The 23,523-nt window shown below is 42.2% G+C and carries 21 protein-coding genes and 1 riboswitch; of the genes, 16 read left to right on the top strand and 5 right to left on the bottom strand.

Annotated elements, in window-relative coordinates; all coding sequences use genetic code 11:
- Positions 1-37 precede the first annotated feature (37 nt).
- Both LCL89_RS14970 and LCL89_RS14975 read left to right on the top strand, forming a co-directional pair.
- The gene (locus LCL89_RS14970) at positions 38-625 is read left to right on the top strand and encodes a biotin transporter BioY (RefSeq protein WP_224810762.1); all 588 of its coding nucleotides are present in this window, start codon (positions 38-40) and stop codon (positions 623-625) included.
- A gap of 550 nt (positions 626-1,175) precedes the next feature.
- Positions 1,176-2,219 (top strand): PQQ-dependent sugar dehydrogenase, encoded by a 1,044-nt coding sequence (locus LCL89_RS14975; protein ID WP_224810763.1) that lies wholly within the window; start codon positions 1,176-1,178, stop codon positions 2,217-2,219.
- A gap of 28 nt (positions 2,220-2,247) precedes the next feature.
- On the opposite strand, the gene LCL89_RS14980 is transcribed toward LCL89_RS14975, so the two are convergent.
- Positions 2,248-2,646 (bottom strand): hypothetical protein, encoded by a 399-nt coding sequence (locus LCL89_RS14980; protein WP_224810764.1) that lies wholly within the window; start codon positions 2,644-2,646, stop codon positions 2,248-2,250.
- Positions 2,647-2,849: 203 nt separating this feature from the next.
- Between LCL89_RS14980 and LCL89_RS14985 the strand changes: the two genes are divergently transcribed.
- The 6 genes from LCL89_RS14985 to LCL89_RS15010 all read left to right on the top strand — a co-directional run bounded on the left by LCL89_RS14985 (position 2,850) and on the right by LCL89_RS15010 (position 9,777).
- A complete protein-coding gene (locus LCL89_RS14985) occupies positions 2,850-3,947 on the top strand; it encodes a M24 family metallopeptidase (protein WP_224810816.1) in 1,098 nt (365 codons plus the stop codon).
- A gap of 402 nt (positions 3,948-4,349) precedes the next feature.
- Complete coding sequence (gene rpiA / locus LCL89_RS14990) at positions 4,350-5,048, top strand: ribose 5-phosphate isomerase A (RefSeq protein ID WP_224810765.1); 699 nt, start codon at positions 4,350-4,352, stop codon at positions 5,046-5,048.
- Between the two features lie 82 nt (positions 5,049-5,130).
- Positions 5,131-6,660 carry an RQC-minor-2 family DNA-binding protein gene (locus LCL89_RS14995; RefSeq protein WP_224810766.1) on the top strand — a complete coding sequence of 510 codons (1,530 nt, stop codon included), beginning with the start codon at positions 5,131-5,133 and terminating at the stop codon, positions 6,658-6,660.
- 179 nt (positions 6,661-6,839) lie between these two features.
- A complete protein-coding gene (locus LCL89_RS15000; protein ID WP_224810767.1) occupies positions 6,840-7,484 on the top strand; it encodes a DUF4166 domain-containing protein in 645 nt (214 codons plus the stop codon).
- Positions 7,485-7,496: 12 nt separating this feature from the next.
- Positions 7,497-8,333 (top strand): tryptophan 2,3-dioxygenase, encoded by an 837-nt coding sequence (gene kynA / locus LCL89_RS15005; protein ID WP_404813437.1) that lies wholly within the window; start codon positions 7,497-7,499, stop codon positions 8,331-8,333.
- Positions 8,334-8,418: 85 nt separating this feature from the next.
- Positions 8,419-9,777 (top strand): polysaccharide deacetylase family protein, encoded by a 1,359-nt coding sequence (locus LCL89_RS15010; RefSeq protein ID WP_224810769.1) that lies wholly within the window; start codon positions 8,419-8,421, stop codon positions 9,775-9,777.
- Positions 9,778-9,844: 67 nt separating this feature from the next.
- Here the strand turns inward: LCL89_RS15010 and metX are convergent, their stop codons facing one another.
- Positions 9,845-10,900, bottom strand: a complete 1,056-nt coding sequence (metX, locus tag LCL89_RS15015) for a homoserine O-acetyltransferase MetX (protein ID WP_197317091.1) — start codon at positions 10,898-10,900, stop codon at positions 9,845-9,847.
- Between the two features lie 20 nt (positions 10,901-10,920).
- The gene (locus LCL89_RS15020) at positions 10,921-12,615 is read right to left on the bottom strand and encodes an O-acetylhomoserine aminocarboxypropyltransferase/cysteine synthase family protein (protein ID WP_224810770.1); all 1,695 of its coding nucleotides are present in this window, start codon (positions 12,613-12,615) and stop codon (positions 10,921-10,923) included.
- A 110-nt stretch (positions 12,616-12,725) separates the two neighbouring features.
- Positions 12,726-12,833: riboswitch (SAM riboswitch) on the bottom strand.
- Positions 12,834-12,988: 155 nt separating this feature from the next.
- Between LCL89_RS15020 and LCL89_RS15025 the strand changes: the two genes are divergently transcribed.
- The 4 genes from LCL89_RS15025 (at position 12,989) to LCL89_RS15040 (ending at position 16,208) form a co-directional block, all read left to right on the top strand.
- Positions 12,989-13,186: a DUF2188 domain-containing protein gene (locus LCL89_RS15025; protein WP_197317093.1), complete on the top strand. Its 198-nt coding sequence runs from the start codon at positions 12,989-12,991 to the stop codon at positions 13,184-13,186.
- A 262-nt stretch (positions 13,187-13,448) separates the two neighbouring features.
- On the top strand, positions 13,449-14,672 hold the full coding sequence (locus tag LCL89_RS15030) for an NAD(P)/FAD-dependent oxidoreductase (RefSeq protein ID WP_224810771.1): 1,224 nt from the start codon (positions 13,449-13,451) through the stop codon (positions 14,670-14,672).
- A gap of 60 nt (positions 14,673-14,732) precedes the next feature.
- Positions 14,733-15,188 carry a hypothetical protein gene (locus tag LCL89_RS15035; RefSeq protein ID WP_224810772.1) on the top strand — a complete coding sequence of 152 codons (456 nt, stop codon included), beginning with the start codon at positions 14,733-14,735 and terminating at the stop codon, positions 15,186-15,188.
- Between the two features lie 54 nt (positions 15,189-15,242).
- Positions 15,243-16,208 carry an NAD(P)/FAD-dependent oxidoreductase gene (locus LCL89_RS15040; RefSeq protein WP_224810773.1) on the top strand — a complete coding sequence of 322 codons (966 nt, stop codon included), beginning with the start codon at positions 15,243-15,245 and terminating at the stop codon, positions 16,206-16,208.
- Between the two features lie 174 nt (positions 16,209-16,382).
- Here LCL89_RS15040 and rarD read toward each other — a convergent pair whose 3' ends face one another.
- The gene (gene rarD, locus LCL89_RS15045) at positions 16,383-17,288 is read right to left on the bottom strand and encodes an EamA family transporter RarD (RefSeq protein ID WP_224810774.1); all 906 of its coding nucleotides are present in this window, start codon (positions 17,286-17,288) and stop codon (positions 16,383-16,385) included.
- Positions 17,289-17,624: 336 nt separating this feature from the next.
- On the opposite strand from rarD, the gene LCL89_RS15050 reads away from it, so the two are divergent.
- The gene (locus LCL89_RS15050) at positions 17,625-18,101 is read left to right on the top strand and encodes a DUF4367 domain-containing protein (RefSeq protein WP_224810775.1); all 477 of its coding nucleotides are present in this window, start codon (positions 17,625-17,627) and stop codon (positions 18,099-18,101) included.
- Positions 18,102-18,531: 430 nt separating this feature from the next.
- Here LCL89_RS15050 and LCL89_RS15055 read toward each other — a convergent pair whose 3' ends face one another.
- Positions 18,532-20,124, bottom strand: coding sequence for an FAD-dependent oxidoreductase (locus tag LCL89_RS15055; protein WP_224810776.1), 1,593 nt, complete (start codon positions 20,122-20,124; stop codon positions 18,532-18,534).
- A gap of 138 nt (positions 20,125-20,262) precedes the next feature.
- Here LCL89_RS15055 and LCL89_RS15060 point away from each other — a divergent pair, with 138 nt between their 5' ends.
- From LCL89_RS15060 to LCL89_RS15070, 3 genes are all read left to right on the top strand, one after another.
- Positions 20,263-21,519 (top strand): EAL and HDOD domain-containing protein, encoded by a 1,257-nt coding sequence (locus LCL89_RS15060; protein WP_224810777.1) that lies wholly within the window; start codon positions 20,263-20,265, stop codon positions 21,517-21,519.
- A gap of 124 nt (positions 21,520-21,643) precedes the next feature.
- Positions 21,644-22,837, top strand: coding sequence for a methionine gamma-lyase (gene megL, locus LCL89_RS15065; protein ID WP_224810778.1), 1,194 nt, complete (start codon positions 21,644-21,646; stop codon positions 22,835-22,837).
- Between the two features lie 137 nt (positions 22,838-22,974).
- Positions 22,975-23,469, top strand: coding sequence for a PTS sugar transporter subunit IIA (locus tag LCL89_RS15070; protein WP_224810779.1), 495 nt, complete (start codon positions 22,975-22,977; stop codon positions 23,467-23,469).
- The last annotated feature ends 54 nt before the right edge of the window (positions 23,470-23,523 follow it).

A 23,523-nucleotide genomic window follows, 5' to 3' on the forward strand; every position in this document is an offset into this window, starting at 1 on the left:
CTTTATAATTAGTAAGAATCGACTGGAGGAATGTCACATGAGCCAATCACGGTTGTCCGCCTATGATATTACACTTGGGTCACTATTTGTAGCATTAATGGCGGTAGGTGCAAATATCGCATCCATAGTTCCATTTTTAGCGATAGCAGGCGTCCCACTTACCCTGCAAACCTTTTTCGCTATCTTGGCAGGCTTGATCTTGGGGAGCCGTTTAGGGTTCTTTTCCATGCTGGTATATACAGGGTTAGGTCTGGTCGGGGCACCGATTTTCGCCAAATTCCAAGGTGGTTTGTCCGCCGTTGTGTCCCCTACGTTCGGCTTTATCCTGTCCTTTATTTTATTAGCTTTCATTGCAGGTAAAATTGCTGAGTCGAATCGTAAGCTTCCTACATATATTGCTGCGGCTTTAGTAGGGATTGTAATCAACTATGGCTTAGGTGTGAACTGGTTTTACGCTGCTATGAACTTTTGGGTTGGTGGAGAAGGAATGGGTTATGGCGTATCATGGTCACTCATGCTTCCATTCTTGATCAAAGATACTGCTCTGGCTGTCCTGGCAGGTATGTTTGCATATCGATTGGAAAAGTCAGTCTTGTATCGAACTCAATTAAGAAAAGCGGCATGACGAACAAGGATCTGTATAACAGGTCCTTTTTTATTGGCTCTGTTAAAGTCTGTTGTTGATATTTCAAACGATTACTAAATAGTCCCTGTCTGGGATTGGTTGTCCGGTCCGTTATATGCTCAAAGCATGGGATGTCAGGGAAAACAGTCCGCTTTCCGCGGGGGACGCTTGAGCCTCTTCGAACTTCGTTCTCCGGGGTCTCACCTTGTTCCTTTTTCCCGCAGGAGTCTACCTGTTTTCCCTGCCATCCCGTCCGTAGTTGGTGTGCCGGACTTCGGTAATGGCCTTTCCGACCCTCCTACTTTGAAGAGGTGGCCTTGGGAATGGCGACACTCCTGTGGGATAAAGGTGCATCGTGAGACCCCGGAAGGCATAGCCTGAGGAGGCTCACGGTACCCCACGGAAAGGGAGTCATTCCCAAGGCCGCCTCACACAAATCCCAGGCCAGAAAGAGCTGATATGAGCTCACATGTGAAATAACAACACCAAGCAATAGCAGAGCCTTTTTATTACATAAAAAGGGTATAAAAGTATGAAAGGGGGCAGATAGATGAAAAAAAGTTTAGCAGTGATAGGTGTACTTTTATTTTTCGTATTAGTCGCTTGTTCAGATTCTCTCGAAGAAAATGAAAATAAAGAGGCATCATTTCAAAAAGTTGTCGAAGAACTTCAGTCGCCTTGGGATATTGAGTATAGTGAGTCCACTTTTTATATCACGGAACGGGAAGGGAGCATCGTCTCCTGGGACGGTGAAAACAAACTAAGAATGAACGTGGATACCTCTAAGCCTGTCCTTCAACAAGGAGAAGGTGGGCTGTTGGGGATGAAACTGCATCCAGATTTCAAATCTAACCATCAAGCGGTCATCTACCATACGTATGCAGACGGTGAGCAGATTAAAAACCGTGTGGTCCTCGTTGAAAAACAGGAAGAAACTTGGGTGGAGAAAGAAATTCTAATTGAAAATATACCCGGTGCAAGGTTCCATAATGGTGGGAGAATTGAATTGGGACCTGATCAGAGTCTTTATATCACAACAGGAGATGCTTTGGATGAGGAGCTTGCTCAGGACAAAAGCAGCTTGGCTGGTAAAGTTTTAAGAGTGAATTTAGATGGAAGTCCTCCAGAGGATAACCCAATGCAAGGTTCCTACATTTATAGTTATGGACATAGAAACCCACAAGGTCTGGCTTGGGCAGAAGATGGAACGCTTTACGCATCGGAGCATGGACCTGATGCACATGATGAAATCAATGTAATTCGTAAAGGTGAAAATTACGGATGGCCATTGATCAAAGGAAATGAAAAAGGTCCGGAATTGAATACCCCCTATTATCATACTGGTAAAACGACGTGGGCTCCTTCTGGTATATCCGTTCACAACGGCAAGTTATATGTAGCGGCCCTGAGGGGGGAATCTGTAAAATCAATTTCATTGAATAATAAAAACATAGAGATAGTTACGGATAATTTCGGAAGGGTGAGGGATGTAGAGGTCGTAAATGACATTCTCTATTTTATTACCAATAATACCGATGGGAGAGGAGCACCGGAAAGTTCAGATGATGTGCTGGTTAAATTCAATCAAAAATAAAGAGCGGCACTATTGTGCCCGCTCTTATTCACTCTTCTGAAATGAATTTTCCATGAACAAACGCCATGATTGCAAATACAACAAATGCGATAAGGAGGATAGTACCTCCGACGATGAAAAAAATGGTGTAGAACGTCTGCATGCCTTCAATCGGCCGAGTGTAATAAAGCCACATTCCTACAGTCAGCCCGAAGACCCCGATAAAAGAACTCCATACATGGATGACTGATAACTTTGAGTTCTTAGGTATATTGAAAAGTTTGTAGTAAACAGCAAAAGCAAACATTGACAGCCACCCGACAACTAGTATGTGCGCATGGATTGCGCTTAACTCCAGTCCACCGCCACCAGCCATGTGAGATCCCATAAAAGCTCCGATTAAAGCATAAACGGCAGCTACTCTTACAAAAAATCGTGTACGATCCAATTCAACGCCCTCCTGATGTTCGATAGATTCTGAAGACATTATAACGAAGTCAGCGCAGCTTTGGTATGAATACGGAGGATTTGTCGTAAAACGTTCATCAATGAAGAGTTATATAATTCGAATCTTTGTGTCATTTGGATTGCCGTTGAGGATGATATATGATGATAGAAGTAATTCAATTTTCGAGGAGTGTTTTCGTGAATATTCATAGACTGGATAACTTTTCAAAGTACTTAAAACAAAACAAAATAGATGCTGCTTTCATCAATTCCACTGAAAACTTCTTTTACTTGACAGGCTTTCACACGGACCCCCACGAGCGCTTGTTAGGGTTGCTTGTATTTCCGGATGATGCCCCCATCGCTGTTCTTCCATCAATGGAAACAGGGCAATTAAAAAATGCAGGTTGGACTCAGGAAATTATCGGATATAAAGACCATGAAAATCCATGGATGATGATAGGGGAACAAATGAAACAGAACTGCATTTCCGGCGTGGAAACTGTAGGAATTGAAAAGCAAGTCCTTTCGTATGGCAGAAGTGAATCTTTTATAGAATTATTCACTGACGTTGATGTAGTAGATGTTGAAAGTAAGCTGAATGAAATGCGGGTCGTAAAAGATGAAAATGAAATTTCAATTATGCGGGAAGCGGCTGATTTAGCAGACTACGGTGTTAAAGTAGGGACGGAAGCCTTAGAAGAGGGCGTTACCGAAATGGAAGTGCTGGCAAAGATCGAGTATGAACTCAAGAAAAAGGGTGTCTCACAAATGTCCTTTTCAACTATGGTGTTGTTCGGTGAAAAATCAGGTCAGCCCCATGGAAACCCTGGGTACCGTAAGTTGAAAGCGGGAGATTTCGTCCTGTTTGACATGGGTGTAGTTTGGAAAGGGTATACTTCCGACATCACACGAACATTTGCTTTTAAATATGCGTCTGATAAGCAAAAGGAAATATACGATACGGTGAAACGTGCCCTTGATGCATCTCTTGCCATCAGTAAACCTGGAACAAGAATCGGAGATCTTGATCAAACAGCCAGAGATATCATTTCAAATGCAGGTTATGGAGAATTGTTCCCGCACCGCATCGGTCATGGACTTGGAATCAACGTACACGAATTCCCTTCAATGAGCCACTTGAATGATGATGTATTAAAAGTAGGTATGACTTATACAATCGAGCCGGGGATATATGATCCGGAAATCGGAGGTGTCCGTTTAGAGGACGACGTGTTAGTTACTGAAGATGGATATGAAACGTTGACAAAGACACCGAAAGACTTACGCATCATTGAATAAATGTTGAAGAGCCACCTATAAAAGGTGGCTCTTTTTTTAGATAAAAATATGAGTGCTGTAAGAGGGTTGTTTTCTGGGGTAAGTCCTACACTACATTGCCGGGTAAGGTTTTTTCTGCAGAACAAAACAAATAGCGGTTATTATTGATTCATCCCCACCAAAATTAGTGCGAGGACGAGAATAAGGTAAAAGACAGCCAATTTTAAGTACACCCTTTTCATAACCATCCTCCCCACGTAAATCTTTTATTTGTGGTCCTTATATAAAAGTTATGTGAAGAAGTACTAAATCATGACCTTAAATTCAAGCGTACGTCCTCCAGGTGGAACCTTTAAGTGAATATTCTTTATCCGTGCTTGTTTTTGTGTTTTTCGGGAATACCAAAGAGGAGGGGGTATATTCATGAAATGGAAAAATTCATTGGCTTCGGCAGAGAGCTGGGCAGGAGAAATATCAAACCTTGAAGAAAAGAATAAATTAGCTAAGAAAATCAGTGGAAAAATAAAAGATGGTGAAGTCATCGGAGTAGGATCCGGTTCTACGGCTTTCTTAGCTTTGAGAGCAATTGCCAAAAGAGTTAAACAGGAAGGCTTGGAGGTCTTGGCTGTCCCTACATCACAAGAAGCGTTATTAAACTGTTCCATGTTAGGGTTGAAAACGACGACATTGTCAGCAGCTAAGCCGGATTGGGGCTTTGATGGTGCGGATGAAGTGGATTCAAACAATCGTTTGATCAAGGGGAGAGGAGGGGCTTTGTTTGCCGAAAAACTCGTGATGGCAAGCGCACCTAAGACGTATATATTAGTAGACGAAAGTAAATTCGTCGATCGTTTAGGTGAAAAATTCCCCGTACCTTTGGAAGTGGATCCCCGGGCTATTCACTTGGTGGAGACACGTTTAGCTCAATTCCCTATTCAAGAAGTAGAGTTAAGAATGGCAAAGTCAAAAGACGGTCCTGTCATCACTGAATCAGGAAACTTGATTTTGGACGTGCGGTTCGAAAAGATTTCCAATGAGATGGAAAAGGAGTTGAGTTTCATCCCCGGTGTCATAGAAACAGGCTTATTTATTAGTTATTCCGTGGAAATTTTAAAGGTTTAAGCCCATTTTAATTATATTTATTGGTACTCTTTAATACTTTTTCTATAATAGTAGTATATCCTTCATTCAAAGGAGAATCATTATGGGACTACCAGAAGGAATTACGTATCAGGATGAACGCTACCCTTTTATTGTACTTGCACCGATCGGAAAGAAAAATAAACAAATCAGATCGATTGGACACAAGTTTGAACGAGGGTTGCTATCTCGGTTGAATGACACAATTATGGGTCAGATCACTTTGAAAAACATGGATGTCTCCGTTATTCGGAGTTACCTGAATATCCAAGGGCCCGCTGTTTTGCCCGTAGCTTTTCAAAAAGAAGAGACCGTTCATCCTTACTTGTTGCGCCCAGAGTTTTTCTTATGGAATACACTATCGGAAGAACATGGACTACCTTTAAAAGATTCGATCCAGTATGAGGTCGATTTTACACAATTAAGTGCTGAACAGCTTCATAAGCATGTCGGAGATGTTTTGGAAGACTATTTGTTTTTAGCTGAAATCAGCAAACATACAAGAGGTTACTGGCTGTCTAAGATATATGATGCATTTCAACGTCATCCATTAGTACAGCTTTATCATAAAAAGACACCGGTTATAGATGCAGTAGAAACGATGAATCAGTCCTCTTTATTGTCCGTTTTGAAATACCCGGAGGATGTAGCTTACTGGAGGCATCGAGTTGATATTGTGATGCGCCCATTCCGTTCCCTGCCGGAGAAATGGCTGAGACCGGGGCATGTGAAAAGCTGTGGGCATGAAAAGAGTCTGCATTTCGATTCTTATCACCGGACGATCCATTGTCAGTGCGAAGAATGTGATTTCTGTATGTTTTACCACGTAGAGGAAGACTGTGTAAGCTTTGTGGAAGAATTTGATGTGGAACGTTCCCGAAAACGGCTTATCACCATAGAACAACAATTCAACTCTATTGCTCAGCAGAATGAAAAGTTATTAGAACAACTTGGACAATTGAGAGGGTTAAAGAAACAACTTGCCCCTGCAAGGAAAACGTTAGATGAGAGCTTACAGGTCGCTCAGTTGATTTCCCGTTACCAGCAGGCAGATGGAAGATTCGGGGAATACCCACTACTGGATATGTATGACAAGCTTCGTGAAACTCATATCCCGGCTCGTCAATCAACCTCAGAATTGATTTGGCTGTCTTCCATCCGCATGGATGATATACAGGTATTTAAAAAATTGCCACACTGGCTGCAGCATGTGCCTGAGAATGTATATCCAATGACAAGTCATGTACTGGAGGAGTTGAACTCCAAGCTTGATGAAGTCCGTTATGAAGATAGTGATGTGATCATTACTATAAAGGGTCGAGCAATGACCTACGTTGATGTTCAGCAAGTATTGGACTTGGTGTACTATTATGGCTCTGATTACCCGGTACACACTCTCGTTCAAATTCTAGCCGGAAAAGCTACAAATAAATTAAGAACTTTAAAGCTGCATGAAACCCGTTGGTTCGGGCTGCTTTCAGACTGGCCTGAAAAATATATCCAGAAGTTATTCAATCAATTGGAGAAACAGGGTTGGATCATGAAACAACAAAAAGGATATTCCATCAGTGAGTTTGCTGATGAAGTCATGTGATTTATTTCCGGAGAGAAGACCTGCTTAGGCAGGTCTTTTTACATCCTCATGAAAGCGTTTGAATATGCTATAATTTACTTAAAACAAGAAGAAATTGCCCCCAAAAATAATGGTATTCACAGTATCGTGAATAATGACTGATTTGTATATTACGGACGATTTCTAAGGAGGTCTTTGCCATGGAATCCATTTACCAGCAAGCATTAGGACAAGAATTTTATCGTCTTCATCCAGAAATGCAAAAGAAATATGGGCTCACAAGTGAGCAGAATATAATGGTGCTGGGACAAGGGAGAATGACGGAAATAAGAGGAACAAACCCTCTTCTAAGGCCCTTCCTGCATTTAGGTGCAATGGATCATTTCGTATTTGGGGAGCGGGGAAAAGACGTTCCTTTTACACTCGAAAATTATGCTTATCAAACGGAAGAAGGAGAAGAGGTCGTCAGTTGGGTTCGAAGGTTTTTCTTTCCTTATTCCATCCGGGGCTTTGATGCCGCGATGAGGTATGACCAAAATAAACATAAAATCGTAGATGAATTAGGGAAGTCTGGTTCTTTTCACATGGATATCGACCTTCACGTTACACCTGAAGGCGGACTTTATATGGAATCAAAACAAATGAATTTCAAAGGTAAATGTCATATTCCAGGATTGAAGTCCTCGGTCTATGAGCATTACGACGAGGAAGAAGAAGCGTTCAGGGTACATGTGCATGTTGAACATCCTATCCTCGGAACGATGATGATGTATGAAGGACTGGTGCACACTGAATTCCTTCCTATGACATTCAACAACATCCCGGAACGAGGAATCTTAGAGTAAAGGAGAGTTATGATGAGCTATCGCGATTCAAAAGAATATGAAAATGTTCACATGGACTTTAAAGACCGAATGACATATGGGGATTACTTAAAGCTTGATGACTTACTTTCTGCTCAACAGCGGTTATCCACTCACCACGATGAAATGTTGTTCATTATCATCCATCAGGTGAGTGAGCTGTGGATGAAACAGATGCTGCATGAATTATGGGCGTCTATAGATTCCATCCGTAAAGGGGACTTGGAGGAAGCATTTAAAATGCTTGCCCGGGTTTCCCAGATTCAGGTTCAGATCATTCATGCATGGGATGTTTTATCAACGTTGACACCAGCGGAATATATAGAGTTTCGAGATGATTTAGGACAAGCTTCAGGGTTTCAATCCTATCAATACCGGATGATTGAGTTTGCTCTTGGGTATAAGACTCCACATGTATTGAAGATATATGAAAATGATCAAGAGTTACATAATAAACTGAAGAGCGCGTATCATTCACCAAGCATATACGATGTCGCCATTGAAAAGTTATCTGACTCTGGTTTTGATATCCATCCTGATCATTTGAATCGTTCGTATACAGAGCCTTATCAGCCTGACTCTTCCGTTGAAGAAGCCTGGACGCAGGTTTATAAAAATGTCGACAAGTATTGGGATCTATATCAGTTGGCTGAAAAATTAGTGGATATAGAAGACCGGATTCAGCAATGGCGGTTCCGCCATATGAAAACTGTAGAAAGAATAATCGGTCACAAAAAAGGGACCGGGGGTTCTTCTGGAGTGGGTTATTTGAAGAAAGTCCTGGACCATCGTTTCTTCCCCGAACTGTGGGACGTTCGCACGCATTTGTGAGAAACGAATGTAACGTAAGGATTAAATAATTGTTACACTTATGTTACAATGATGGTTGCAAAAATTTTATAGAAGAGGATCTTTTATGAGACAACCCATCATGTATATCAGTATCATAAGCCTTGTCCTTCTTGCGGCATGTTCCTTTATGGCATCAGCCAATGGGACTACTGTTTCACAAGAAGTGAAGGAGTACTCCGAGTACGACCTGGATATGAAGTCAGAGATCTTGGAATTCGAAGAATATCACATTACAATACATTATCCAGAAACGCCGAATACTCAAATCAATCAAACCATCATTGACTATGTGAATCAAATAAAATCGAAGTTTAAACAAGAGAGTTATCAAGCTATGCAAGTGATGAAAAGCCATTCTTCTCACGAATTGCATGTTGATTTTGAAGTATTACATGAAAGTGAACAATATTTTGTCATTCATTTTGATGAGACTATGGATGTGGGCTATCCGGATATTTCCAAAAGCCGAACCATCATGAACTTCAAAAAAGAGAATGGACAACGCTTAGAAACGGAAGACTTGTTCAATCAGGAAGTAGATTATCTTCAAGCCCTTGCTGACTTGACGCATGAAAAACTGGAAGAAGAGTTCGGTAAAGAAATAAAGCAGAACTCATTTCTAGAAAAAGCGACAGCCCCATTACCAAGCAACTATCAAAACGTCGCCATCAACAGTGGGGGAGTCACCATATTTTTCAGAGATGGAGTTCAACCAGAAGAAATTTCTTTAAAGATGGACAATATAAATGAATTCTTACACCCAGAGATTACTGTCGTTGAAAACGAGGCTCTGCATGAAGCCGCTCCTTCAATCGAAGGTTTAAAAAGTATAAATATCAATGGGGAAGATGTGAAGCGCCCTCATGGAGAGAACAAGAAAATAGCTCTAACTTTTGATGACGGTCCGCACCCTCAAAAGACCCTTGAAATCCTGAAGGTATTAGAACGGTACGATGCCAAAGGCACATTCTTCATGTTAGGGAAACGTGTAAGCTATTATCCTGAAACAGCTCAGGAAGTTGTAACTGAAGGACATGAAATAGGCAATCACACGTGGAACCACCCTCGTTTAACGAGACTGTCAAGAGATGAAGTCGTAAGGCAGATACAAGCGACGAAAGAAATTATTCAACATGTGACAGGTGAAGAGACAACACGGGTTCGACTGCCATTCGGTGAAAACCTCTCCGCTCCTTATTATGGTACTATGGAAATCGTGCCTTGGGATGTGAGTGTGGAAACTTGGAGAAAAGAAAATCCAAGGCAGATTGCTGACACTTTCATATCCGAAATAAACGACGGCGATATCGTGTTACTTCATGACTTAGAAGGCTCTACACCGGAAGTTTTAGATTTGATTCTAGCGTCTTTAAGCTATGAGGGGTATGAGTTCGTCACTCTGAGCCAATTGGAAGAAAAGTAAAAAACCGCAGCCTATGCATAGGCTGCGGTTTTTAGTTGTGCCTCTGTTTCATCTTGAAACCTCGTAATCAGTTGGTTAAATTTCTTTGGATCCAATTTCCCCATTTATCAAATTCTACTAAGAACCCGTCATGACCATAATCTGTCTCGACGTGCTTATGGAAGCCTTTTGGTACAGAGGAACTGAAAGATTCTATCAATGGTTTTGTATATACCAAATCATTTTCAAAGCTTGTGGTGTAAACTTCCGCTTTGTAGTTACGAGCGGCTTCCTTCCAACCGTTTCGTCCACGGCCGATATCGTGATGATTCATCGCTTCAAGTAGATATAAGTAACTGTTCGCGTCAAAGCGGGTTTTAATTTTATTGCCCTGGTAGTCAAGGTAAGATTGGATATCAAATCCTTGAGATGTTTTTTTTCTTCGTTCAAATCTTTGATCGAAGAGCTTTGAGCTTCTGTATGTCACCATCCCCGCCATACGGGCAATTTCAAATCCTTTCAACGATTCGTTGGATAGGTAGTTTCCATTATCGAACAGCGGATCGTTCTTAATGGATTGTGCCCCTATGTGGTTAAAGGCGATCCCATAATCACTCAAATAAGGAGTAGCGGCTAAAACATGAATTTGTTTCATGAAGTCAGGGTGGAGCAGCCCCCACTCCAAGGCTTGCATCCCACCCAATGACCCTCCGATGACAGCATGGAGAGAATGGACACCTAACTGATTCAAAGCTTTATATTGAGCATGAACCATATCCCGGATCGTAATGGCAGGGAAATCACACCGATACTTCTTCTTCGTAGTGGGGTGTAAGGAAGCTGGTCCTGTGGAGCCGTGACATCCACCCAGTACATTGAAAGTTATGACTTGATAATGGTCGGTATCTATCGGAAGCCCTTTACCGATCATTCCTGACCACCATCCTGGTGACTGTTCCGTACCTGCTGCCATTTGATTTCCCGTCAGTGCGTGGCAGATGAGAATGACTGGAGCGCTGGCAGGACCTACTCTTTCAAAACTCATCTCCACATGTTCCAACCGTGCTCCTGATTCTAGTTCCATCTCTCCGATATCGACGGCAGCACGTGTATAAAGTGAATGGGAAGGTTGAATAAGTGCCATCCTTACACCTCCTTTCATGCTTAGACAGGCAGCGGTTGTTCGGTATACTCTTTACCGGATCGTACAGCTACAATCGATGAATATAAGTTGAGACCGGAGATGATGTTTTCATCCGTATCATCATATGAATCTTGACTCCATAGGACAGCCGGCTTCGATTTTTTATAGACTTCCAGTAAATTCTTATTCAATTTGGATGAATAAAGAATATCGATTTTTTCATCCGTTTGAAGAGAGGTCGGGACATCCGAATCTATTAAAATGACTGTATACCCCAGCCTTTTCAATTTGTTTGTTTCCTCTGTTTGGTAAATGTCTTCTGTAACGCCGATCGTCCTATGCCTGAAGTCTCCTTCCGAACGATCGATGGACGACTTCAAGAGGGATTCAGACGGGTGTTTTTTTTGCGTAAAGGAAGCGGTGGTTCCGTTGGCATGTTCAATAGCCGAATTCAAATCTCCGAGTAAATCATCCACAGATTCTAATCCGACAGATAGTCGTACCAACTCTTCGGTGACCCCTGATTTCTTCAAGTTTTCATCATTTAACTGCTGGTGGGTCGTAGAGGCTGGGTGTATAATCAGTGATTTTGCATCTCCTACGTTAGCTACATGGGACCATAGCGTCGTGTGATCGATAAGTTTTCTTCCTGCTTCTCTGCCGCCTTTGATTCCGAATACGATGATCGATCCGTGTCCATAATGGAAGTATTTTTTTGCAAGTTTATGGGTGGGGTGGTTCTCAAGGCCAGGGTAGTTGACCCATTCCACTCCATCATGATTTTCTAAGTGCTCAGCGATCTTTTTCGCCTGATCGGAATGGTGTTTGATTCTCAGGTGTAGAGTTTCTAACCCCTGTAAAAATAAGAATGCATTTTGAGGGCTCAAGCATGCTCCTATGTCTCTCAGCAGCTGAACTCTCAGCTTGATTGCATATCCAGCAGGTCCGACGTCAGTAGCGAATCGAATTCCATGGTAACTTTCATCCGGCTCTGTAAATCCAGGGAATTTTTCATGGTTCCAGTCGAACCGTCCACTATCAACTACGAGTCCCCCTATAGCTGTCCCATGCCCCCCGATCCACTTTGTAGCTGAATGGACGACAATATCTGCTCCCCATGCAATAGGCTTGCAAATGTACGGAGTTGCGAAGGTATTATCGACGATCAGTGGGATATGGTGATCATGAGCGACTTCAGCCACGGCTTCAAAGTCCAAAACATTCAAGCTTGGATTTCCGATGGTTTCAGCAAAAATGGCTTTAGTGTTCGGAGTGATTGCTTTTTTATAATTTTCCGGGTCCGTTCCATCTACAAAATGTACATTGATTCCATACTTGGGTAAGGTGTGAACGAATAAGTTGTAGGTGCCACCGTATAAATTCGTCGACGTAACGATGTCGTCCCCAGCTCCAGCAATGTTCAGAATCGCTAAAGTGATCGCGGACATCCCTGAGGAAGTGGCTACGGCTGCGACCCCATCTTCTAACAAAGCGATGCGTTGTTCCAAAACGTCGACCGTAGGATTTCCGATTCTCGTATAAATGTTTCCTGGCTCCGCTAATGAGAAGAGGTTCTGTGCATGTTCCGTATCATCAAACACAAATGAAGTGGTTTGGTATATCGGTACAGCTCTTGATCCAGTGGCTGGATCAGGTTGCTGTCCTCCGTGAAGCAGTTGTGTTTCGTCTCCGAATACGTGGAAATTTGATGTCATTTGTATTCCTCCTTAGTTTTAATCTAGGAGTTCCACAGATGAAGGATTTTTTCGAAGGAAATAAGAAAGCCCTCTTCTCATTTAAGAAGAGGGCGTAATTTAAGGTCCTCCTCTTATCTTCCAGATCCAACGACCTGTAGGATTTAGCACCTTTTCAAGAAAACTTGAAGGTTGCCGGGCGTCATAGGGCCTAGTCCCTCTGCCACTCTCAATAAGAGATGTTCGAATATTCAGTTTATAAATGACTTGATTCAAAATTATATGATGGAGAAATGGAAATGTCAAACTATTTTTAAAAATTTATAGAAGTTTATTTGTTTACAAGTTTGGGAATCGACTACCAAGTCTTGATAAAAAAGGAGTGGATGAAAGCATGAAGGAATATAGTGTAGTACCAAACAAAGATGTAACAGGCTGGTATGTGAAAATAGAAGATGTAGCTCCGACAGACCTGTATGATGAACGTGATCAAGCGATTGCGAAAGCGGAAGAGATTGCTCAAGATAACAAGCCGAGCAGGCTTTCCATTATGAACCAAAACCACGAAGTTGAAGAAGAAAGAAAATATTAACCAGGAAGCTCCCAATCCATGGGAGCTTTTTTAGATTGTGCTCGTTCCTGTGGAAGCTTACCACATGCCCACTGAAAGCGACTCGATCTCTAAAGTCACCAACCTTTTATCAAAAGTAACGAAACAATTGAATCTACTTTAAACATTTACATAATATGGATTTTCTTAAAGAAATCGGCCGATTAAAGAGTGGAGGCGTAGAGTTTTTTCATGAGAATAGTTACGATAATGGTAGAAGACAAAGAAAAGAGAGATGATGGAAATGAATGAACGATTTGATGTCATTATCGTAGGAGCAAGAGTAGCAGGATCCAGCTTAGCTATATTATTGGGGGATCTTGGTAAGAAAGTATTATTGATTGATAAGGCTACTTTCCCAAGTGATACGTTATCGACGCATTTCATGTCCCATGTTGAATATTTAAGAAGACTCGGTGTGTTGGAGGAAATAGAAGCGTTGGGGTTAAGAAAAGTGACCCGGATGAGGACGTACATTGGTGACAGCTTCGTAGAAGGCCCCAGACCATCGTACACCGTCATTCCAAAAAGAGACGACCTGGATCATGTCTTATTGAAGCGTGCTTCGTCATTTCCGACTGTTACTGTAAAAGAGGGGATCTCGGTGCGTGACCTTATACGCACTGAAGGAAAAGTAGGTGGGGTCGTCACAGAGGACAGAAGAGGATTCCGAGAAACGATTAAAAGTGACCTTGTAGTAGGAGCAGACGGAAAAAACTCTAATGTCGCTCACTGGACAGGGGCGGAAGAATATGAAAAAGTGCAGCCGCTGCGTCCTGTCGTTTATGGGTATTACGAAGGTGTTCAACCTTTGAAGAAACCTGCAACAGAGATATTTCTTCATGAAGGCCGTATCGGCTTTGTATTCCCGATGGAAGAAGGACGGGACTGTTTAGGGATGGAAGTACATCCAGAAGAATTCAAGCCTATTATGAAAAATCCGACTTATGAGTTTGAGAAAATGTATCGGACGTTGTATGGAATGGATGAGCGGCTTCAAGGTGCGCAATTGCAAGGGAAAATCATCGGTACTCCAGGGATGCCCAACTTTTTCAGGAAAGCCTATGGAGATGGATGGGTATTGGTTGGGGATGCAGGACACAGCAAAGATCCGAGTACTGGACTTGGAATCAATGATGCGTTCTTGCAAGCATTCCTACTCGCTGAGGCAATTCAACGTAATGATGAAGGGGAAAGCTGGGAGGAAGTCATGGTTGCTTTTCAAAAACAACGGGACGAACAGCTCTTTCCCGGGTTTCAGCTTACACTGGATTACATCAACTCTCTCAAAGCTTTTAAGAGAAACGAAGTGGCGTTATTTCAATCGATTGCTGCAAACCCGATGGTATGGAATAAAATCGTGCCTTCAATAGGTGGACTATTGAAAAAAGAAAGTGAAGAAATTCCATTGTTATATCAGTCTGTAGAGATGGAAGCACGATCTTTCGGTTTTAATTCTGATGAGTAAAGAAGGAAAGCATTCTAGATGTATCGAATTTCTATAGTGAGTGAAGTGAGGTGAGTAAGAATGACGTGGTCTAAAGAAAGCGCATATGCTAAATTGCAGGAAATCTACACCGATCGTGTCATGCAGGAAGAAAAAAGAAGGGTCTTCCAACAAGTGTACCGGCACATGTATGCGCACCTGGATGATTTGGCTGTTTCGAGTGGATTGAAAGATGAAGCAGAAAAGCAGTTGAAACTTTTTAAGGAATATACGTTTATGCCCGGTGATAATCTGTTCCAATCAATGAGACATGTATTTTTGCTGGCTAGAGGTGAACGTACACCTGAACCTGCCGATACTCAACAACACTTGGCACGGATTTACCGCTCTTTGTTCCAAGCAGCAGGGGTGAAGAATCCTTATATCCCTGATTCATTTTGGGAAACTCCTCTCGGTGTCGCTTGTTTAGTAGCAGAAGAAGGGGTAGAAGCCGTTTATCCTATATTAAATGAAATCCAGGATACAGAAGATGCTTAAGGAGTTTAATCAGTACATCACGTATGATTTCTATAAATAGGTGGAGGTATGAAAATGGAGCATTATGAACTGACGATTGTCGGTGCAGGGTTATCAGGAATTTCAGCAGCAAGGCGGTTGATCAAACAAGGAAGAGAAAACTTCATCCTTGTGGATAAAGGAAAGAGTGTAGGCGGGCGCCTGGCGACTCGCCGAGTGGCTGAAGGAAAAGCCGATCATGGTGCCCAATTCTTCACAGTAAGAACAGATGAGCTCGAAGATGAAGTGAAAGGATGGTTGGATCAAGGCTGGGTCAAACGATGGTTCGGTGAGAAATATCCTCGCTATACTGCGGTGGATGGTATGAATCAATTGGCTAAACAGCTGGCTGAAAAAACCCCTGTTTCCCTACATACGAAAGTATCCAAAATCGTGCAGTTGAATGATGTCTATTATTTGTATGACGATGCGGGGAATGAGTGGAAGTCTGATAAAGTTTTATTGACGATGCCTGTTCCTCAAATTGTAGAGCTGCTGAAAAACAGCAATGTAGAAGTACAGCCAGCTGCGCTGAAACAGTTGAAAAATGTTTATTTCAATCCTACGTATGTCGGCATATTCCAATTTAAATCAAGTACTCGTCTACCTGAAAACGGTCACGTGGATCAAGGGTTGCCGATAGGAGTGGAACGGCTCGTCGATCATCAAAAAAAGGGAATCTCAAAATCTCCGATTGTAAGCGTATATATGGAAGGGGACTGGTCCAGACGCCACTATGGAGAGGATTATGTCATGACATTGATCAAAGAGAACACCGAGAAGTTTTTTGATTGGGATGACTTAGAATCAGAACAGTTGAAGCGCTGGCGTTATGCCGAAGCATCTAAAACAATCGAGCAATCCTATATGGACTTGACGGGTGAAGGAACACTAGTTGCTGCTGGTGATGCATTTTTAAGGCCGACAGACAAAGCCGGGCGGACAAGGTTTGAGAGTGCATTTTTGTCCGGGAAAGATGCAGCAGCTTATATGAATTGGTAATGCGTTAAGGTACTTCCGACGATTTATGCATTAGTGAAAAAAGAAAGCAGAGAAGGACGAAATCACAAGTGATTTCGTCCTTCTCTATTTCATAGTAACTAAAGGGCGGTGCTTCTTTCCGCTGGCAGTGGCAGCTTAGTTATCCACCCCAAGGAAAGACACCTGAAAAAACAATTAGCTTGCTTTTGCCTGATAATGTCTCATTCGTTTCATCCGTGTGACGGAGTAGACGACCAACCCAGCCCAGATAAGTGTGAAAGATATGGCGTGGACGCTTGTAAAGGGTTCATTGTACATGAAAACTCCGATGACCAGCATGATGGTAGGAGCGAAGTATTGTAAGAAGCCTACCATGGATAACGGAATCCTTTTTGCTCCTGCAGAAAAAAGGAGAAGAGGAATAGCTGTGACCATCCCTGCTCCCAGCACGAAAAGCGTCGTAATCGAAATCCATTCCACTTGTTCCCACTGTCCGTTTTGTTGGTTGAGCAGGTACAGGAGAGCCACGGGGCTTACAATAAATGTTTCGATAGTCAACCCGTACATGGCATTCAAAGGAACCAATTTCTTCAGCAGTCCATAAGAGCCGAAGCTGAATGCCAGTAGTAGCGCAATCCAGGGAATTGAACCGAAATGAAGAGTCATATAGAACACACCTGCTCCTGCGAGGGCAAATGCGATCCATTGGGCTCTTGAGAAAGTCTCTTTCAATACGAGCATGCCTAGTAAGATACTGACAAGTGGGTTGATATAATACCCAAGGCTTGCTTCAACTACGTGGTTGGTATTCACAGCCCATATGTAGGTGACCCAGTTGATACTTATGGTGATCGAAGCCAGGGTGATTCCTATGACTCGTTTCTTTTCTTGGATGATATAACGATATTCTTGAATGAATGCTTTTCCTTTACGGGTGATCAGTATGATGATCCCCATGAACAAAAATGACCATACGATACGATGTGCCAGAATTTCAAAGGCGGGAATGTGTTGAATCATTTTCCAATAGATGGGCAGAATCCCCCACAGTATGTATGCGAGAGCTGTATATATGATGCCCAGCTTCTGATCTGTCATCATGATGATGTCCTCTTTTCTATAGCGTTAAGTCATATTTTAGACTCCTTTTCCATTGAAATAAACAAAAATGTTTTAGTGCAGGCTGGGATAGAGGCTGCTGATGATTTTACTTATCAAGTAAAGACATGTAATGGGGAAGGATAGAAATCGAAGGTGGGTTACCCACGGAAAAGGAGCCGTTTTCTAAAGCCGCCATCCTCTCAGTAATAGCCTCGAAACGAAATAAAAAAATTTCTGTATTTCTGAAACGGATTAATTATCCATCCGTATGGAATAGTAGCGAAATATACAAAGATTATACTTTGTAAATCATCGTTACATCAAAGGAGTCTTACAATGAAAAAATTATTATTCTCACTCATAACCCTCTTGTTCATAATTGCAGGATGCAGTGATAATAACAGCAACTTGGTAAGGTTTGACCAAAGTGACTTGAAAGCTCAAATGTCTGATTACGAATTCCAGCCTGAACTTCCGACAAAGCTGCCATTTGAAGTGGAGGATGTTCAATTTTCTCCTCCCCCTGAAGAAATTCAGCAAATGGAAAGTTTCACTTTCGATTTCTACGGTGCTGACCGAACATTGTCTTTACATACCGTAAAAGGTAAAGAGGTATCCTCTACATTGGAAGACGAATATAAAGAAGTGGAAATCGGTGATCATCAAGGGTCCATTCTTCTTAAGGAAGAAGGAAGTGCCACTTTAGCATGGACAGAAAATGGTGTGGATTATCGGTTGAAATACTTTAGCAACGAAACGGATGAGTCTGTGATACAACAGGAAATGATTGAAACAGCGGCATCATTTGAATAGTTGAATGTAAAAATCCGGTTCTTATCCATACAGAACCGGATTTTTTTGTTTATTATTTAGGCTCTATGATTGCTTCGTGTTGTTATTTTACATATGAGCTTATATCAGCTCTTTCGGTCCTGGAATTTGTGTGAGGCGGCTTTGGGAATGACTCGCTTTCCGTGGGGTACCGTGAGTCTCCTCAGGCTGCGCCTTCCGGGGGCTCACGATGTACCTTTATCCCACAGGAGTCTCGCCATTCCCAAAGCCGCCTCTTCAAAGTAGGAGGGGCGGAAAGCCATTACCGAAGTCCGCTACACCAACTACGAACGGACTGTTTTCCCTGCCATCCCATGCTCTGAGTAAATAAAGAAACGAACACCTAATCCTAGACCGAAACTATTTAGTAATCGCTTAAAATATCAACAACACACTTTAACTGAGCCATTATTTAAAACTGATGATCAGGTTGGTCTTCTTCCGGCTGATCTCCGGTGATTGGGTGAATAGGGCTGGTATCTTCTAATACAATCCGAGGTAAAGGTTGATCAGCAGGTCCCTCGACGACACTTCCGTCATAAGAAAAACGGGAGCCATGACACGGACAATCCCACGTATGTTCAGCGCTGTTCCACTCAACTTCGCAACCCATGTGGGTACAGGTCGTGTCCAGCAGGAAAATCTCATCATTTTCATCCCTGTATGCTCCTGCGCGCTCACCTCTCCATTGAACGACTCTCCCTTGTCCTTTCTTTAACCTTTCTGGTCGGTCGGCAACGAGCTCAAGCTTTCCTTCCACCAGATGGACAGCAACATTGAAGTTTTGAGATAAGAACTGTTTCATACTTGGGTCTGCTTTGAAGCGGCTCGGTTTGAACAGTTCATGGAAAAGAGATTCTTCTCCTGTAATGTATTGACTTAATAGTTGAGCTGCCAGAGTACCGTTTGTCATACCCCATTTTCTGAAACCTGTCGCGATGAAAACACGCTTGTTTTTACGGGTGATCGGACCGATATAAGGAACCTTGTCCAAAGTCGTCAAGTCTTGAGCAGACCATTGGTAGAGCTTGTTTTTGATACCGAAGTGTTGAGCTGCAAACTCTTCAATGGCCCTGTAATGAAAGGAAGTATCTACACCTTCTCCTGTCTTGTGGTTTTCGCCGCCGACAAGAAGAACACGCTTACCATCGAAATCAGCTGTACGGATCGTTCGTTTAGGTTCATCGATAGAAAGATACATCCCATCAGGAATTTCCCGTTCTGGTTCAATGGCCATGAGATAGGATCGTTCTACATACATGCGACTGAAATAAAATCCTTTTCCATCATAAAAAGGGAAGTGTGAACAAGAAACCACTTTTTCACAACTGATTTCACATTCGTTTCCTGTCTCTACAATAATGCGATCTTCTTCTCTGACGTTCGTAGCCGTTGTATGTTCATATATTTGACCGCCTAATTTTATAAATTGGTCTACGAGGGCCGATAAATATTTTAAAGGGTGGAAACTCGCCTGTTCGTCCATACATAAAGCTTCAGAAGCCTCGACGTCGAATGGAAGCGAGTCTAATAATCGGCCGGGAATGTTCAGCGTTTGATAGGCTTCATATTCATCTCGTATTTTTTCAGCACCCTGTTTCGTAGTTGAGAATATACAGGCCTCTGCGTTTTTCCAATCGCAATCGATTTGATATTGGTCGACCCATTCTTTCATAGAGGTCATGGCTCCCATTTGGGCTTGATAATAAAGAGAAGCATTTTCAACACCGAAATGCTTAACCAGCTCATGATAAATCAACCCGTGTTGAGCCGTTACTTTCGCAGTTGTGTGACCGGTTGTACCGTTCAACAACTGGTCTGCCTCCAGTAAAGTGACTTGTTTTCCTGCTTTCGCCAATAGAAAAGCTGTCGTAATACCGGTAATTCCTCCACCGACGACAACGATTTCAGCAGATGTATCTTCGTTTAATGATTCATATGAAGGGATGGATGTATCTTCTCGCCACATAGGCTCGGGGCGGGACCATTCTTGATGATTTTCCATGTTCGGCCTCCTAGAAAACTCTTTTTCTTCAGTGTAACCATGTTTCTTTTTTTCATGTATTTCAACGACTGATAACACCTCTTAAGCAGGATATAGTATAATGAATTTAATGGAATAAATTATAAGGGCGGGAATCAAATGGAAGTCTTTGTTGCAAGGCAGCCTATTTTGGAAGCCAATGAAGAGGTTTATGCTTATGAAATCTTGTATCGCAACAGCCAGGATAATCGCTTCACCCCTGTAGATGATGAAAACCGTGCAACCTCGGAAGTGTTGATGAACAGCTTTCTGACCATAGGATTGGAGCGTTTATCACAAAACAAACCATGTTTCATCAATTTTACCGAAGACCTATTATTGGATATGGTTCCAGAACAGTTCAACCCTCAACAATTGGTTGTTGAAATTCTTGAGGACGTTTCTCACAGTATGGAACTCATACGCGTATGCCGCGAGTTGAAAAAGAAAGGGTTTTTGATTGCGCTGGATGATGTGGAAGATGTTTCACAGACGTCCGTAGTTGAATTGCTTTTATATGTGGATATTATCAAAGTCGATATTCGTACGGTTTCTGAAAAGAGCAGGAAAGAAATTATTCAGATAGCAAAAGACTTCAACATCACCTTACTGGCAGAAAAAGTGGAAACGAGAGAAGAGCATAAACGCTGTGTCAACGAAGGGTTCGAGCTTTTCCAAGGCTTCTACTACAGCAAACCTGTCATCGTCTCAGGAATGGATATTCCGATGCTGGAATCTTCGTATTTTCAAATTATCCGAGAAGTGACGAACTCTGAAGATAAAGTAAACATCAACAAAATATCGGATATCTTAGAGAAGGATCTTTCGCTTACATACAAACTTCTGAGATTGATCAATTCATCCATGTATCGAAGGACAGTGCCTATCAAATCGATTAAACAGGCTGTGATGCTGCTGGGAATCGAATCATTGAAGAAATGGCTCTATGTCTTATCTGTTCAACAGTCTGCCCACCTTTCATCGAGCTCACAGCTTGTCTTGAAATCAAGTCTGATCAGAGCGAGGATGTGTGAACGAATTGCAGATACCATCAACCCGATCGGCAATGCGGATGATTACTTTTTGACAGGGTTCTTGTCTTTGATTGATGTCATTACTCAAAAGAAAACAAGCGAAGTCATTGAGTCCCTTCCTTTAGATGATAGAATCAAAGAAGCGCTTAATGGGAAAGAAAACGGATACCGTAAAGTCCTGGATATTGTCATCGCTCTGGAAATTGCAGATTTCAATCAGCTTGAGAAGAATATTCAAGGACACGGTGTCCAAACGCAGCAGCTTCTTAAAATATATGAAGATGCGATCGAATGGACGGAAAGCTTGTATTCTGAACATTTCTCTCATGTTACTAATAAATAAGTGAATATTTGTTATTTTAGGTAAAAAGAAGGGGTTTTGGCCCTTTCTTTTTTGTTAAAATAAAATGAAAGCGCTTTCTGTCGTTTAGATATACGTTCGCAATTTCAGGGAGGGGAAAATGGAAATGAGCAAAAAAGATAAACAGATCGAGACAGCCATGATTCATGGAGGAGAAAATAAGATAGAATCATATGGCAGTCTGGCAGCACCGATTTTTCAAACGTCGACTTTTTCATTTGATAATGCTCTCGAAGGGGAGCGAAGGTTTGCCGGGGAAACGGAAGGATATATCTATTCAAGGCTTGGAAACCCTACTGTGAAAATGTTGGAAGATAGGATCTGTGATCTAGAAGGAGGGGAAAGAGGACTAGCTTTCTCCTCTGGTATGGCTGCCATTTCAGCAGTTCTTATTTCGCTGACCAAAACCAATGACCATATTCTTTGCTCAAATGGTCTATATGGGTGTACGTACGGTTTGCTTAAAATGCTTAAGGACAAGTATCATATAGACCATGATTTCAGCTTTATGGATAATGAAGAAGAGCTGCGGGACTGTATCACAGATCGGACAACTTGTATTTTTGTTGAAACGCCGATCAATCCTACTATGCGGCTGATTGATTTGACTATGGTTGCCAGGGTAGCCCTTGAGTTCGGCATTCCTGTAGTCGTGGACAACACTTTTTGTTCTCCTTATCTCCAAAGACCATTGGAATTGGGGTGTGATGTCGTAGTCCATAGTGCCACCAAGTATATCGGTGGGCATGGGGATGTCATTGCAGGACTTGTTGTGGGCAGACGTGAATTCATGGATGAAGTAGCCCGGCATGCACAAAAAGACGTAGGTGGTGTCCTTTCACCATTTGATGCGTGGCTGCTGTTACGGGGGTTGAAAACGCTTCACGTCCGGATGGATCGTCACAGTGATAATGCTGCAGTTATCGCAGAAAAACTCCATCATCACCCTTCCGTTACACATGTGCACTACCCTGGAATGGACCACCATCCTCAGCATTCACTTGCCCTAACACAGATGAAAACCGGGGGAGGTGTCCTTTCGTTCACGATAGACGGAACGAAAAAAGACGCCCAATACTTAATGGATCAGATGAATATGATTAAAATAGCTGTCAGTCTTGGAGATGCGGAAACACTTATTCAGCATCCAGCGACGATGACCCATGCTGTTGTTCCAGAGGAAAAGCGCAAACAGATGGGGATCGAGGATAACTTGATTCGCTTATCCATCGGACTTGAATCTGTACATGATATTTGGCAAGATATTAACCAGGCATTGAATGTTTTTGTGAAAGATTGATAGAAGCTGGGTGCTGACCCAGCTTCTTTTCTTTGTCTGAAATGTGGGTTTGTGTTTATATATAACTGCTCAGGGAAATAAAAAGGTAATGTAGGTGGACACATTCAAACCAATTATTATAAAAGGAAGGTGTTCGTATGCTTAAGAAGATTTTTGGTAAAAAAAGCGTAGAAGAGCAACTGGTAGCGCCGTTAAACGGAAAAGTTGTACCTATTGATGAGGTTGATGATCCTGTATTCAGCCAAAAAATGATGGGAGACGGGATTGCAATTGAACAGACAGATGGCAAAGTAGTAAGTCCAATTGCCGGTGAGATTGTTCAAATCTTCCCTACAAACCATGCGGTAGGTATTAAAACGAAATCAGGAGTGGAAGTTCTGGTTCACATCGGTTTAGAAACAGTCTCCATGGAAGGAGAAGGCTTTGAAGGCCATGTAAAAACCGGAGATAAAGTAAATCCTGGCGATCACTTGATCACCTTTGATACGGAGCTTGTTAAAGAAAAAGCTAAAAGCACCATTACACCTGTGGTCATCACAAATTATGACGATGTCATTGAAAGCTTCACTCCTTCTTATTCAGATAGCGCTGTTGCAGGGGAAACAAGCGTAGCTACCCTTCAAACGAAATAATGACGAAAACCTAAAGCAGACTTTCTGCTTTAGGTTTTTTAATGATCTTATTGG

It is taken from the genome of Halobacillus yeomjeoni (genome assembly GCF_020171525.1).
GTDB lineage: Bacteria > Bacillota > Bacilli > Bacillales > Halobacillaceae > Halobacillus > Halobacillus yeomjeoni.

What these genes read in the sequence shown, in the direction of transcription:
- LCL89_RS14970 (WP_224810762.1), top strand. Translation starts at nt 38, where the DNA reads ATGAGCCAATCACGGTTGTCCGCCTATGATATTACACTTGGGTCACTA.
- LCL89_RS14975 (WP_224810763.1), top strand. Translation starts at nt 1,176, where the DNA reads ATGAAAAAAAGTTTAGCAGTGATAGGTGTACTTTTATTTTTCGTATTA.
- rpiA (WP_224810765.1), top strand. Translation starts at nt 4,350, where the DNA reads ATGAAATGGAAAAATTCATTGGCTTCGGCAGAGAGCTGGGCAGGAGAA.
- LCL89_RS14995 (WP_224810766.1), top strand. Translation starts at nt 5,131, where the DNA reads ATGGGACTACCAGAAGGAATTACGTATCAGGATGAACGCTACCCTTTT.
- LCL89_RS15000 (WP_224810767.1), top strand. Translation starts at nt 6,840, where the DNA reads ATGGAATCCATTTACCAGCAAGCATTAGGACAAGAATTTTATCGTCTT.
- kynA (WP_404813437.1), top strand. Translation starts at nt 7,497, where the DNA reads ATGAGCTATCGCGATTCAAAAGAATATGAAAATGTTCACATGGACTTT.
- LCL89_RS15010 (WP_224810769.1), top strand. Translation starts at nt 8,419, where the DNA reads ATGAGACAACCCATCATGTATATCAGTATCATAAGCCTTGTCCTTCTT.
- metX (WP_197317091.1), bottom strand. Translation starts at nt 10,900, where the DNA reads ATGGCACTTATTCAACCTTCCCATTCACTTTATACACGTGCTGCCGTC.
- LCL89_RS15020 (WP_224810770.1), bottom strand. Translation starts at nt 12,615, where the DNA reads ATGACATCAAATTTCCACGTATTCGGAGACGAAACACAACTGCTTCAC.
- LCL89_RS15025 (WP_197317093.1), top strand. Translation starts at nt 12,989, where the DNA reads ATGAAGGAATATAGTGTAGTACCAAACAAAGATGTAACAGGCTGGTAT.
- LCL89_RS15030 (WP_224810771.1), top strand. Translation starts at nt 13,449, where the DNA reads ATGAATGAACGATTTGATGTCATTATCGTAGGAGCAAGAGTAGCAGGA.
- LCL89_RS15035 (WP_224810772.1), top strand. Translation starts at nt 14,733, where the DNA reads ATGACGTGGTCTAAAGAAAGCGCATATGCTAAATTGCAGGAAATCTAC.
- LCL89_RS15040 (WP_224810773.1), top strand. Translation starts at nt 15,243, where the DNA reads ATGGAGCATTATGAACTGACGATTGTCGGTGCAGGGTTATCAGGAATT.
- rarD (WP_224810774.1), bottom strand. Translation starts at nt 17,288, where the DNA reads ATGATGACAGATCAGAAGCTGGGCATCATATATACAGCTCTCGCATAC.
- LCL89_RS15050 (WP_224810775.1), top strand. Translation starts at nt 17,625, where the DNA reads ATGAAAAAATTATTATTCTCACTCATAACCCTCTTGTTCATAATTGCA.
- LCL89_RS15055 (WP_224810776.1), bottom strand. Translation starts at nt 20,124, where the DNA reads ATGGAAAATCATCAAGAATGGTCCCGCCCCGAGCCTATGTGGCGAGAA.
- LCL89_RS15060 (WP_224810777.1), top strand. Translation starts at nt 20,263, where the DNA reads ATGGAAGTCTTTGTTGCAAGGCAGCCTATTTTGGAAGCCAATGAAGAG.
- megL (WP_224810778.1), top strand. Translation starts at nt 21,644, where the DNA reads ATGAGCAAAAAAGATAAACAGATCGAGACAGCCATGATTCATGGAGGA.
- LCL89_RS15070 (WP_224810779.1), top strand. Translation starts at nt 22,975, where the DNA reads ATGCTTAAGAAGATTTTTGGTAAAAAAAGCGTAGAAGAGCAACTGGTA.